At 71.3% G+C, this 13,000-nt stretch carries 7 protein-coding genes and 1 pseudogene; 3 read left to right on the top strand and 5 right to left on the bottom strand.

Annotation, left to right across the window (positions count from 1 at the left end; translation table 11 throughout):
• A partial coding sequence (locus tag CCN51_RS24300) for a M1 family metallopeptidase (RefSeq protein WP_107426066.1) occupies window positions 1-1,431 on the top strand: 1,431 nt, incomplete at its 5' end.
• A gap of 84 nt (window positions 1,432-1,515) precedes the next feature.
• Here the strand turns inward: CCN51_RS24300 and CCN51_RS24305 are convergent.
• From CCN51_RS24305 to CCN51_RS24315, 3 genes are all read right to left on the bottom strand, one after another.
• A complete protein-coding gene (locus CCN51_RS24305; RefSeq protein WP_014175236.1) occupies window positions 1,516-3,051 on the bottom strand; it encodes a type 1 periplasmic-binding domain-containing protein in 1,536 nt (511 codons plus the stop codon).
• Window positions 3,048-5,129 carry a P-loop NTPase family protein gene (locus CCN51_RS24310; protein ID WP_014175237.1) on the bottom strand — a complete coding sequence of 694 codons (2,082 nt, stop codon included), beginning with the start codon at window positions 5,127-5,129 and terminating at the stop codon, window positions 3,048-3,050. Before CCN51_RS24310 ends, CCN51_RS24305 begins: the two co-directional genes overlap by 4 nt.
• Window positions 5,130-5,210: 81 nt before the next feature.
• The gene (locus tag CCN51_RS24315; RefSeq protein WP_086860087.1) at window positions 5,211-9,041 is read right to left on the bottom strand and encodes a glycoside hydrolase family 2 TIM barrel-domain containing protein; all 3,831 of its coding nucleotides are present in this window, start codon (window positions 9,039-9,041) and stop codon (window positions 5,211-5,213) included.
• Between the two features lie 233 nt (window positions 9,042-9,274).
• On the opposite strand from CCN51_RS24315, the gene CCN51_RS24320 reads away from it, so the two are divergent.
• Entirely contained in the window at window positions 9,275-10,066 is a 792-nt protein-coding gene (locus CCN51_RS24320) for a MerR family transcriptional regulator (RefSeq protein WP_014175239.1), read from the top strand.
• Here the strand turns inward: CCN51_RS24320 and CCN51_RS24325 are convergent.
• Window positions 10,056-12,239: a 3-hydroxyacyl-CoA dehydrogenase NAD-binding domain-containing protein gene (locus tag CCN51_RS24325; protein WP_014175240.1), complete on the bottom strand. Its 2,184-nt coding sequence runs from the start codon at window positions 12,237-12,239 to the stop codon at window positions 10,056-10,058. The genes CCN51_RS24320 and CCN51_RS24325 overlap by 11 nt on opposite strands.
• A gap of 45 nt (window positions 12,240-12,284) precedes the next feature.
• Window positions 12,285-12,857: pseudogene (locus CCN51_RS24330) on the bottom strand (acetyl-CoA C-acyltransferase); the annotation flags it as partial.
• On the opposite strand from CCN51_RS24330, the gene CCN51_RS24335 reads away from it, so the two are divergent.
• Window positions 12,754-13,000, top strand: a 247-nt coding sequence (locus tag CCN51_RS24335; RefSeq protein ID WP_483883447.1) for a thiolase family protein, incomplete at its 3' end; no start/stop codon positions are given. The pseudogene CCN51_RS24330 and the gene CCN51_RS24335 sit on opposite strands and share 104 nt — an antisense overlap.

Below are 13,000 nucleotides of genomic sequence, written 5' to 3' on the forward strand. Positions count from 1 at the left end.
CCGGGCGCGCCCGGCATCGGGGACTCGTACTACCCCGACTACGGCAACGGCGGGTACGACGTCTCCCACTACGACCTGCGGCTGACCTACCAGCCGACCACCGACCGGCTGGAGGGCACGGCGACGGTCGTGGCCACCGCCACCCAGGACCTGTCCCGATTCAACCTCGACTTCGCGCTCGAGGTGCGCGAGGTGCTGGTGGGCGGCAAGAAGGCGGCGTTCGCGACGAGCGGCGACCATGAACTGGAGATCACCCCGGCCGCCCCGATCGACTCCGGCCGCCCCTTCACCGTCGTCGTGCGCTACCGCGGCACACCCTCCAAGGTGCAGGTCAAGGGTTATACGGCCTGGCTGCGCACCCCGGACGGCGGGGTCGCGGCGAACGAGCCGGAGGCGGCGTGGTGGTGGTTCCCGAGCAATGACCACCCGCTCGACAAGGCCACCTACGACGTATCGGTCGCGGTGCCCGACGGGACCCAGGCGATCAGCAACGGCACGCTCCAGTCGACCACTTCACGGCTGGGCTGGACGCGCTACAGCTGGCGCTCCAACCGGCCCCAGGCCACCTATCTCGCCACCCTCGCCGTCGGCAAGTTCGACATCACCACCGACACCACCGCCAACGGCCTGCCCGTCATCAACGCGTACAGCAAGGACCTGGGCGACAACGCGGGCGCGGCGCGCGCGAGCGTAGAGCGGACGGCCGAGGTCGCGGACTGGCTCAGCGGGGTCTTCGGCCCCTACCCCTTCAACGCGCTGGGCGGCTATGTGCCCAATGTGGGGACGAGCTACGCGCTGGAGACCCAGACCCGCCCGTTCTACAGCCCCCGGCAGTTCGCAGGCGGCTCGAACGTCTCGGTGGTGGTCCATGAGCTGGCCCACCAGTGGTACGGCGACAGCGTCTCGGTGAAGGACTGGCGCGACATCTGGGTCAACGAGGGCTTCGCGCGCTATGCGCAGTGGCTGTGGTCGGAGAAGGAGGGCGAGGGCACGGCGCAGGAGCTCGCGGACTACGTGTACGCGCAGCATCCGGCCGAGGACGCGTTCTGGACGGTCGAGCCGGGTGACCCGGGGCCGGACAACCAGTTCCACGCGGCGGTGTACGACCGCGGGGCGATCGCGCTGCAGGCGCTGCGCAACGAGGTCGGCGACGAGGACTTCTTCGCGATCCTCAAGGGGTGGCCCACGGAGCGGCGCTACGGGAACGGGTCGGTGCGCGACTTCGAGGCGTACGCCGAGAAGGTCTCGGGCCGTCCGCTCGGGGCCCTCTTCGACACCTGGCTGTTCACGGCGTCCAAGCCGAGCGCGCCGGCCGCGCGGGCGACCGGGAGCGAAGCGGGTGGGGGTGCGGACGCGGGTGCGGGTGTGGCGGCGCGGCCGAAGTCATGGCGGGCGATCCACGCGACGGACACCGTGCACGGGAGCCGCTGACGCTTTTGGGGCGAGGCCCCGGCCGGGGCCTCGCCCCTTCGCTCAGCGCTGTGCCTACGGCTACGGCTACGGCTACGGCTACGGCTACGGGGACACGGTGCCGCGGTACACGTAGTGGGCACCCTCGGCAGGGCTGAGCTCCACCAGGGCCATCGGTTTGCCCTTCGGGTTCCCCCGCTCGTCAAAGGCGATCAGCCCGCTGAGGCCGGGCAGCTCGGACCGCTTCCCGATCTGCAACAGCATGTTCCGCACACCCGCCGCGTCCACCGCCTCCCTCCCCTGCGGGGCCTCCGCCAGGCGGGCGGCCTTGCCCAGGCAGAGCACCGCGTCGTGCCCCATCATGGCCTGGCCGTTCTGCAGTTCCTGGTCGCCGCCGAACCCGGCGTCGTGGTACGCCTTCCGGAAGGCTGGGTAGGGGTTCTCGCCGCGGCGCGGATAGATCTTCGCCACGGCGTCGGGGTGGGCGTAGGCGGTGTAGAGGACCTTGATGCGGCTGTGCTTCCAGCGGGTGAGCACGTCACCGGCGACCGCGAGCCCGTCCTTCGCCGTGGGGTCGAAGAAGACTCCTATCGTGCTGGAGCCGGAGAGCACCGTGAGATCGCACCGCCTGCCGGGCGCCGTCAGGGCCTGGAGGAAGTACTTCAACTCCCGTCCGCGGCCGGCGAAGTAGACGGCCTTGATCGACCGTTCCGGGAGGCAGATGGTCTCGGCGATCGAGGCGAGGGCGGTTTCGGTCGATGTGCTGCCGGAGACGAAGGAGTGCCCCTCCTCGGTCACCAGCTTCACCCCCTCGGCGCGCCGCGCCCGGTCGAAGTCCTGGTCAAGGGTCTCGTTGTACGAGTCGTCGTGCTTGATGTCCTTGACGACCTCGACCCGGAAGCGAGAGTCGTCGTTCTGCCGGCCCTTCAGGTATTTGGCGGCGATGGCAGTCTGGTCCCGGTTGGGCGAGGACACCCGGAAGAACACCGGCTTCTCGGTGGACAGCCCGTCGGCCGCGACCGTCGCGCCGACCATCGGGATCTCCGCCTCGCGCAGCGCGTCCACGGCGGACTTCGTGGTCTCCAGACTCTGTCCGAAGCCCGCGACCCCCACCAGTTTCTCGTCCTTCGCCATTCCGATCAGCTGGTCCACGAGCGGCCGCCACTGCTCGCCGCTCTGTCCGCTGTTGGCGAGCAGCAGCTTGAGCTGCGGGGTGCGGCCGTGGCCGCTTTCGGGGTCGTTGAGCTCGCGCTGCGCCAGATACGCGCCCTCGATGGCCTCGCGGACCACCTCGGGCCCGCGGTCGTTCGCGCGCGGCCCGCCCTTTCTGCTCGTCATGGACTCGGTGTAGGCGATCGCGACCCAGGGGTCGCCCGACTCCTCCACCCTGCGGTTCTCGGCGCGGATCTTCTCGCTGACCTCCTTGAGCTCGGGGCTGAAGACGTACGAGCCGTCGCTCACCCCGACGCACTCCCCGCCGGGCCCCCGCTGCCAGACCCCCTCGGCACAGCGCGCGGGCCCGGTGTCGCGGAGCCACCACACACCCGCCAGGACGAGGCAGATGACGACGGCCAGGGCCACCACGGCCCACAGGCCCCGCCGGGACGGGGGTCTCGGTGGCACGTACACCCTGCCGCTCACCACGGTTTCCCTTCGTACTGCGCCGCCTTCGCCAACAGCGTGCGGTCCCAGCTCACGCTCTCCGTGTGTGCCGCCAGCGTCCTGAAGCGGGCGGCGATCTCCCCGTACAGCTCGGCGTACAGATCGCCGAGCGGATCGCGGTACGGGTCCCCGACCCGGTCGGTGGCGGGGGCCGGCCGTGGCTCGGGGCTGATCCAGCTCGCCGCCAGCAGACGGGTGACGGTGCGCAGCCGGCTCTCTATCTCGCCCTCGTTGAGGAAGTCGACCACCGCCTCGTAGCGCTCCCAGGGCGGCCGGTGGGGGGCGTCGGGGCCGAGCGGGCGCAGCGGTGCCCGGCGCAGCCGGCACAGCTCCGCGCACCAGTCCTCGGCGGCGATCAGGCCGAAGCGCTCGTTCAAGTAGCCCGCCGCGGCGGGCAGATCGCCCAGGGCGAGCGCGTGGTAGGCGGCCAGGCCGGGCTTCCCCGCCTCCTGGGCCTGGGTGCGCAGCGCGGCGTGGGTGGCGTCCCAGCCGTCCGGGCCGGACGCGCCCCGGGCGGGGTCCAGCGCGGCCAGTTTGCGCAGCAGCAACAGGCGCAGCACCGGGTGCAGGGTCTCGGTCCGCCCGTCGGCGGCCCGGTCGCCGGTGTCGATGTGCATCGTGCAGAGCACATCCGCGCAGAAGTCGTCGAACTCCTTCTGCACCGCCGCGTTGGCCTCGCCCCACAGCTGTCCGGCGACGCCCGCGTGGGCCAGGTCGACCGACGCGGCCGCGCGGGTGAGCGCCCGGACCAGCTCTCTGCTCGCGTCGATGGGCAGCAGTCGGTCCAGGATGCCGTCCACCAGCTCCCCGAACGGATCGAGGACCCGCCGCAGCCGCTCGTCCCAGTCCGTGGTGGGGCCGGCGCCGAGCAGCGCCTCCAGCACCGCGGCGGTGGCGGCGGGCTGCCCCCGGGTCAGCTCGTACGCCGCCCAGCCGAGCCATTTGACGCCGCTGTCGACCCGCGGCGCCCGTACGTCGCGCCCGGCCGCCCGCAGCACCTCCTTCGCCTGCCGCTCGACTTCGAGCCGGCGCAGATCGCGCAGCTGTCCGACGCACAGCCCCCTGACGACCTGGGCCGGCCGGAACTCCTCGCCGCTGTCCCAGCGCCCCGGATACGCGCCGGGCTGCGGCGCGCCGCCCCACGCGTGGTCCTCGAACACCCTCGGGTAGCTGCCCGCGGCGGCCACGACCACCAGCGGGTCCGGGTCGTCGGCCTCCCGGCGCACCTCCAGCAGGTGTTCGAGGAAGTCGCTGCCGAGGGTGGAGTCGACGTTGTCGAGCAGCACCAGACAGCGCGAGGTGCGCCGCCGGTCGCCGCCGCGGGTCCGGTAGGCCCGGCGCAGATCGTCCAGGAAGGCCGCGAAGAGCACCGCCTCGGCCCGCTTGCGCTCCTCGTCCTCACCGGCGCCGTAGCGCTGGTTGAGTTCGAGGAGGAAGGTGTCGTGGGACTGCTGCGGCGCGGTGCGGCGGATCCGGCGGAGCCGCCGGCGGGTGCGCAGCCGGCCCCAGCCGCGCTGCCAGTCGGGCAGCAGCGGCAGGGCGGCGCCGACCAGCCCGGGCGCGCCAACGGCGGTGGCCACGGCGTCCGCGAGCCGCCCCAGCACCTCCAGGCGGCGGCTCTCCGGGCCGGCCAGCGCGTCCGCCATGTCCCGTACAGCGGTGTCCCGGTCGATCCCGTCCACCTCGGCGGCCACGGCCATGACCAGCAGGCCGAACGAGGGGAAGTCCAGCTTGGGGAAGTCGGCCTTGCGCGCGTTGAGCCGGAAGACCAGACCGGTGAGCGCGTCGATCGGCTTGCCGCCCTTCTGGCCGAGGTCGGCCAGGTCGAGCCGGGCGACGGGCGCGCGCTCGGCCCATCGCTCCAGATGGCGCAGCAGGGTGGTCTTGCCGCTGCCGCGCGGGCCGAGCAGCAGCGTGGCGTCGAGCTGGGGTCCGGGTGCGCGGGCCCGGCCGAGGCCGGGCCCGCGCCCGCCGTCGCTCTCGCGTCTCAGCCGTGCTTCGACATAGGCCTCCACGGCCCGGTCCCGCTCGGACTCCCCCGCCCACTCGCGGCGCATGGCACTCCCCCGTCCCCCCGGTGCCGCGTTTCCTCATGCATCTTCCCACGAAAGCGCCGCTGTGACGGGGACACAAGACGTTCACCCGTTCGGCGCATTCTCCTTTCCGGTGAGCGGGCGCAGCGTCAGGGTGTAGTCGTAGGGCTGGTCGGCCTTGACCCGGTACTGCTCGCGGACCGGGTTGGGGGTGTCGCCGACGCCGGTGACCGCGTGGTCGGCGTGCAGGGTGTGCCAGCCCGCGTTGCGCTTGAGGAAGTGCGGATAGGCGGCGCGGTCGAGCTCGTCGTACGCGGTGGCGCCGGCCTCCAGATCGCCCGAGACCAGCAGCCCGCGGCCGCCGCCGTCGGTGAGCGAGGCCCAGCGGACGTCGCCGTGGTTGCCGTGGTCCTGGGGCTTGAGGTATTCGACGTACTGCTCCTGGACGGAGCTGGACCATACGCCCATGGGGGTGCCGTCCTTGCGGTCGTCGAAGTTCTCCACGGGGCCGCGGCCGTACCACCGGAAGGTGTCGTACCGCTCTGGCACCCGCAGTTTCAGGCCGATACGCGGCAGATACGACAGCGTGCGGAACGCGCCGCGCGCCTCGACCCGGTGCCGGACCTCGATCCGGCCGGAGCCGTCGACCCGGTAGTCGACGGTCTGTTCGAAGGACGCCCCGGTGACATCGGGCGCGGCGGCGGTGGAGCGGACGGTGACGGTGACCGTGCCGTCGTCCGCGGGGGTCACATCCACCCCGTCCACGGTGGTGCGCAGCCGGTCGAGCCCGAGGGCGCGCCACCGCTTGCCCTCGGCGGTGCCCCAGTCGGAGCGTTCGTTGCTGATCGGGGCGCGCCAGGCGTCCAGCTCGGGGCCGGAGCGCAGCAGCTCGTGGCCGCCGACGCGCATGGAGGTGAGCGTGCCGTCCTTCTTGCCGAAGGTGTAGCGGAAGCCCGCGCCGGTCACCTCCACGCTCTCGCCGCGGTCGTCGGCCGTGGCAGGACGGTCGGCGTCGGCGGGCGCGGCCGGTTCCGGCACCTTGTCGCCGCCCACCGCGAACTGGCCGAACGATACGACGTGTCCGGCCTTCGCCCAGTCGGTGTCCTGCGCGGTGACGGCCTGCACGGTGAGGTACCGCTCGTATCCGCCGGGGTTGGCGGGCAGGGCGGGCAGCTGGATATCGGCGCTTCCGCCGGGGCCGACGTCCAGCGCGCGGTCTCCGCTCGCGACGGTCTTCGCGCCCTGGGTGACCTTCCAGCGCAGCTTGAGGTCACGGGTGCCGGTGAAGGCGCGCTCGTTGGTGACCTTCACCTGGCCGGAGCGCGGATCGGTGCCGGTGGGGGCGGTGATCCGGATGGGCGCCTGCACCCAGGCGAGCTGGGCGGTCTCCGGCTCGGGGGCGCGGTCGGCGGTGATCAGCCCGTCCACGCCGGACTCGTACAGGCCGTAGGAGAGATAGCTGCCCTTGCGGGTGAAGTCGTCGAAGTCCAGGGCGATCAAGCCCTCGGTCTTGGGGTCCTCGTCCGCGGCGAGCTGCCCGGGGGTGAGCGCCGTGCCGTAGACGCGAACCTGGTCGACGGTGCCCTTGGCGGTGCGTCCGGCGTAGCCGTCCTCCATGGTGTCGGTGTTGCGGCCGACGCCGAGGTCGAAGCCGGTGTAGTCGATGCGGCCGGTCCAGGGGGTGTCGGCGAGCGGCTTGCCGTCCACGTACAGGGTCAGCCGACTGCCGTCGTAGGTGCCGGTGACGCGGTGCCAGGCGCCGGTCCAGCCGTCGGGGACGGGGGCGGTGACGGTGCGCGGCTTGCCCTCGCTGGTGAGGGTGAACTCGAGGGTGTCGTGGTCCTTCATCCGCAGGACGTACTGGTCCCCCTTGCTCACGACGGTGAAGTCACCGGTCCAGGTCTCGGCCGGTTTGACCTGGGCGTCGAGGGTGACGGAGGCGCCGGTGAGGTCGAGTTTCGGGTCGCGGTAGACCTCGACGAAGTCGTCCAGGCCGGACAGGTACAGCGCCTTGCCGCTTCTGCCCGCGACGACCTGGGGTTTGCCGGACAGGCTCGCGGCGATGCGATTGCCGGAGGAGTCGGGGGTGGTGATCAGCGGGCGGCGGATGTTCTGCTCGGCCCAGTCCCAGATGAAGCCGCCCTGGACGTTCGGGTAGGCGCGTACGACCTCCCAGAACTCCCGGAAGTTGCCCAGGCTGTTGCCCATGGCGTGGGCGTACTCGCCCATCACGATGGGCTTGGTGAACGTCTTGGCCTTGGCCTCCAGGGAGGCCGGGGTCGGATAGCGGGGCCCGGCGATATCGGCGAAGGGCGCGTCGCCGTCGGGGCGGTTGGACTGGTGGTAGAGCGGCCGGGTGGGCTCGTGCCGCCGGGTCCACTCGGCCATGGCGTAGTGGGCCTTGCCGAGCCCGGCCTCGTTGCCGGTGTCCCACATGATGACGCTGGGGTGGTTCTTGTCGCGCTCGACCATGCCCTGGTGGCGGTCGAGGAACGCCTTCTGCCACTCGGGCCGCTCGGCGAGGCAGTTGTCGGGGCAGTTCTCGTGGCTGTGGGTCTCCACCTCCATCTCGTCGTCGATGAGGATGCCCTCGCGGTCGGCGAGCTCGTAGAGGTAGGGGTCCGACGGGTAGTGGGAGGTGCGGATCGCGTTGACGTTCAGCCGCTTCATCAGCCGGATGTCCTGCTCCATACGGGCGCGGGTGGCGTGCCGCCCGGTGGCCGGGTCGGTCTCGGCCCGGTTGACGCCGCGGATCAGGATGCGCTTGCCGTTCAGCTTGAGCTGCTTGTCCTTGACCTCGATCTCACGGAATCCGACGTTCTGGCTGACGGTCTGCACCGCCTTCCCGGCGGGGTCGCGCAGGGTCAGCTCCAGCCGGTAGAGGTTCGGCGCCTCGTCCGACCACTTGGCGGGGTCGGCTATGCGGGCGGTCAGCTCGGCCTTGCCGTCGGTCTCCTCGGCGGCCAGCCGCCGCACCTCGCGGCCCTTGGGGTCGTAGAGCACTCCGGTGACCTGCCGCGGGCCGCTCTTGTCGTCGTCCGCGCGGGTGATTCTGATCTTGGTTTGCAGGGTCGCGTCCCGGTAGTCGTCGTCGAGGTCGGTGGTGATGTACGCGTCCTCCATGCGGGTCCTGGGCGTGGAGTACAGCGTCACGGAGCGGAAGATGCCCGCGTAGCGCCACTGGTCGTAGTCCTCGAGGTACGAACCGGCGCTCCAGCGGTGCACCTGGACGGCGACGCGGTTGGTGCCCGGGTGCAGATAGTCGGTCACATCGAACTCGGCGGGCACATAGCCGCCCTGGTCATAGCCGACGTACCGGCCGTTGATCCACAGGAACCAGCCCGAGGTCACCCCGTCGAAGCGGATCACCTGCCGCCGGCCGTCCCAGCTCTCGGGCACCTGGACGTCGCGGAGGTACGCACCGGTGGGGTTGATGTCGCGCGGGACCTTCGGCGGGGCGTCGGGGACCATCTCGCTCTGGACGTTCCGGAAGAGGGGGTGGTCGACGTCGTCGGTCTGCCAGGTGTGCGGGACCTGGACGCTCTTCCAGCCGGGGCCGCCGGAGGTGGCGGATGGGCGGTAGCCCTGCTGCCAGAAGCCCTGCGGCACGGCCTCGGGCCGGTCGGCGATGGCGAACCGCCAGGTGCCGTCCAGGCTGCGCTGCCACTTCTTCCGGTCCGGCCCGTCCGGCCGCAGCAGGGTGTGCGGAGGTTCCTGCCCCTCGCCGGTCATCTCCGGGTCTTCGAGGTACGTGTGCACATCGGCCGGGAACTTGCCCGCGTCCGGCCCTCTGCCCAGGGCCGTATCCGCCGTGGTCAGGCTCAGCCCGGCGGCCGTGGCCATCGCCAGCACCGCGCCGAGCAGCCTGCCGAGGCCCCGTCTGGTGCGCCTGGTGTGCCTGGTGTCTCTGTTGTGTTTGCTGTGCTCAGTGCTCACTCCGACCCCACCTCACAGATTCGGAAGAAAACCAACACAGTTGAACAGCCCCGCACGCTATTAAGTGATGTGTGAGGCGTCAACAGGGGCGTCGTGCAGGGGGTGGACAGGGAGGGGCTTCACACCGATGGTGAGACAGCAATACTGGAGAACCCGACCGACGGACCCGACCGACCGACGGATCGGGCCGACAGACCCGATCGTGCAGCAGGGCGGAGAGTGAGGCGCGGCGCATGGCGACCCCCGACACGGCCACCACCGACACCGAGGAACCGACGCTCACCGTCGACGAGTTGGCGGCCCGCGCCGGGGTGACAGTCCGCACGGTGCGCTTCTACGGCACCCGCGGGCTGCTGCCGCCGCCCGTGCTCGGCCCGCGCCGCGTCGGCCACTACGGCCCCGAACACCTCTCCCGCCTCGCGCTGATCGAAGAACTCCAGCACCACGGCCTGACCCTGTCCGCCATCGAGCGCTATCTGCGGCAGCTGCCGCCCGACCTCAGCGCGGACGATCTGGCCATCCACCGCGCCCTGGTGGCCTCCTGGGCTCCCGACGCTTCGGAGGAGGCGTCCCGGGAGCAGCTGGCCCGGCGGGCCGGGCGCCCGCTGTCGGAGGAGGACATCGACCGGCTGGCCGCGCTGAACGTGCTGGAGCGCACCGATGACCCGGACGTCTTCCGGATCGACCCCGGTGTGCTGCACCTGGGCATGCGGCTGCTGGAGGTGCCGATCGCGCTGGAGACCATTCTGGCGGCCCATACGGTCGTCCTCGAACACACCCGGTCCGCGGCCCGCGAGCTGAGCAGGCTCTTCCGCGACGAGGTGTGGGGGCCGGACCACGAGGGCGGGTCCGGCCCGTTCGGCGCCGAGCGCGTGAAGGCCAAGAAGTCGCTGTCGGCCCATATGCAGCCGCTGGTGGTGCAGGCGCTGGTGATCGCCTTCCAGCGGTCGATGAAGAGCGAGCTGCGCGGCTGGTACGGGCAGGACGAGCCGCAGGCCCCGTCAGTCCCTGACGTCAGTCCATGAACGTCTCTCCCTTCGCGGCCTTGTCCAGCAGCAGCTCCGGGGGCGTGAAGCGGTCGCCGTACCGGTCCTGCAGCTCGCGGGCGCGCGCGACGAAGCCGGGCAGCCCGCCCTCGTAGCCGTTGATGTACTGCAGCACGCCGCCGGTCCAGCCGGGGAAGCCGATACCGAGGATCGAGCCGATGTTCGCGTCGGCGACCGAGGTCAGCACGCCCTCCTCCAGGAGCCTGACCGTGTCGAGCGCCTCGGAGAAGAGCATCCGCTCCTTCATGTCCTCGAACGGCACCGCGGCATCCGGCTTGGTGAAGTGCTCGCGCAGACCGGGCCACAGACCGGTCCGCTCGCCCGTCGCCTCGTCGTACGCGTAGAACCCGGCTCCCCCGGCGCGGCCCGGACGCCCGAACTCCTCGACCATCCGGTCGATGACCGCGTCGGCAGGGTGTGGCCGCCAGGTGCCGCCCGCCTCCTCCACGGCCCGCCGCGTCTCCTCGCGGATCTTGCGCGGCAGGGTCAGGGTCAGCTCGTCCAGCAGCGCCAGCACCTTGGCGGGGTAGCCGGCCTGGGCGGCGGCCTGCTCGATGGACGCCGGGTCGACGCCCTCCGCCACCATCGCCACCCCCTCGTTCATGAAGTGGCTGATGACGCGCGAGGTGAAGAAGCCGCGCGAGTCATTGACCACGATCGGCGTCTTGCGGATCTGCCGCACCAGATCGAAGGCGCGGGCCAGGGCCTCCTCGCCGGTCCGCTCGCCCTTGATGATCTCCACCAGCGGCATCTTGTCGACGGGCGAGAAAAAGTGCAGCCCAATGAAGTCGCCGGGGCGCTGGACGCCCTCCGCGAGCAGGGTGATGGGGAGGGTGGAGGTGTTGGAGCACAACAACGCATCGGGCGCGACGGTGCCCTCGATCTCCTGGAAGACCTTGTGCTTGAGCGCCGGGTCCTCGAAGACCGCCTCGATGACCGCGTCACAGCCGGCCAGATCGCCGGGGTCGGCGGTGGGGGTGATACGGGCGAGCAGCGCGTCCCGCTCGGCCTCGGTCGTACGGCCCTTGGCGAGGGCTTTGTCGAGCAGCCCCACGGAATAGGCCTTGCCCTTGGCGGCGGCCTCCTGCGACACATCCTTCAGGACGACGTCGATGCCCGCCTTGGCGCAGGAGTAGGCGATACCCGCACCCATCATTCCGGCGCCCAGCACGCCCACCCTGCTCACCCGGCGCGGCGCGACGCCCTTGGGCCGGCTGGCACCGGAGTTGACCGCCTGAAGATCGAAGAAGAACGCCTGGATCATGTTCTTGGCGGTCTGGCCGGTGACCAGCTCGACGAAGTACCGGGCCTCGATGATCTGCGCGGTCTCGAAGTCGACCTGGGCCCCCTCGACGGCGGCGGCCAGGATGTTACGGGGCGCCGGGTAGGGGGCGCCGTTCAGCTGCTTACGCAGATTGGCGGGGTAGGCGGGCAGATTGGCGGCGAACTTCGGATGCGCGGGGGTGCCGCCGGGGATCTTGTAGCCCCTGACGTCCCAGGGCTGCTGCGATTCGGGGTTTGCGTCGATGAAGGCGCGGGCGTTGGCCAGCATCTCTTCCGGGGAGTCCACGACCTCGTGCACCAGGCCCGCCTTGAGCGCGCGCCGCGGGGTGTACTGCCGCCCCTCGAGCAGGACCGTGAGCAGCGCGTCGGCGACGCCGAGCAGCCGGACCGTACGGGCGACGCCGCCACCGGCCGGGAGGAGGCCCAAGGTGACCTCGGGGCAGCCGATCTTGGAGCCGGGGGCGTCGAGGGCGATGCGGTGGTGGCAGGCGAGGGCGATCTCGAACCCGCCGCCGAGCGCGGCGCCGTTCATCGCGGCGACGACCGGCTTGCCAAGGGTCTCGATGCGGCGCAGTCCGCGCTTGACCTCCATGCTCGTGTCGTACGCCCGCTGAGCGTCGTCCGGCCCGAGCTTGATCATGTCCTTGAGGTCGCCGCCCGCGAAGAAGGTCTTCTTGGCGGAGGTGACGACGATGCCGCGGATCGAGTCCCGCTCGGCCTCCAGGCGGTCGGCGACCGCGGTGAGGGAGGAGACGAAGGCGGCGTTCATGGTGTTGGCCGACTGGTGGGGGTCGTCCAGGACGAGGGTCACGATGCCGTCGTCACTGCGCTCCCAGCGGATGGTGGACGCGGCGGTGGGGCTGCTCATGGTTCTTCGGTCTCCCTGGGAAGTCGTGGGGTGCGGGCCGGTCGCTCAGACGCGTTCGACAACCGTCGCGATACCCATGCCGCCGCCGACGCACAGCGTGGCCAGCCCATAGCGCTGTCCGCGCCGCTCCAGCTCGTCGACGAGCGTGCCCAGGATCATCGCCCCGGTGGCGCCGAGCGGATGCCCCATGGCGATCGCTCCACCATTGACGTTGATCTTGTCCAGGCCGAGCCCCATGTCCTTGGCGAAGCGCAGCACGACGGCTGCGAAGGCCTCGTTGATCTCGACCAGGTCGATGTCGTCGATCGTCAGCCCGGCCTTGGCGAGTGCCTTGCGGGTGGCGGGCGCGGGTCCGGTGAGCATGATGGTCGGGTCGGCGCCGGAGACGGCGGCCGAGACGATACGGGCGCGGGGCGTGAGGCCGTAGCGCTCCCCGACCTCGGCGCTGCCGATGGCGACGAGGGCCGCGCCGTCCACGATGCCGGAGGAGTTTCCGGCGTGGTGGACATGGTCGATGGCCTCGATCCAGTGGTACTTCTGCAGCGCCACGGCGTCGAACCCGCCCGCCGCGCTCGCGTGGAAGGAGGGCCGCTTCGACCGCTCCGTCGTCCCGGTCCACGACCGCTCGGGCCTGACCATCCTCGACCGCGATGAGCACATCCGCCCGGGGACGACGCCCGAATCCCTGGCGGGGCTGAAGCCGTCCTTTGCCACGATCGGCGCGGCGCGCTCCTGCGAGAGCGAGGCGAACGAGTCGACGT

The sequence above is a fragment of the Streptomyces milbemycinicus genome (genome assembly GCF_002154605.1).
Classification (GTDB): Bacteria; Actinomycetota; Actinomycetes; order Streptomycetales; family Streptomycetaceae; genus Streptomyces; species Streptomyces milbemycinicus.

Excerpts from the sequence above, each read along its gene's own strand:
- CCN51_RS24320 (WP_014175239.1), top strand. The coding sequence starts at position 9,275 with ATGGCGACCCCCGACACGGCCACCACCGACACCGAGGAACCGACGCTC.
- CCN51_RS24325 (WP_014175240.1), bottom strand. The coding sequence starts at position 12,239 with ATGAGCAGCCCCACCGCCGCGTCCACCATCCGCTGGGAGCGCAGTGAC.
- CCN51_RS24310 (WP_014175237.1), bottom strand. The coding sequence starts at position 5,129 with ATGCGCCGCGAGTGGGCGGGGGAGTCCGAGCGGGACCGGGCCGTGGAG.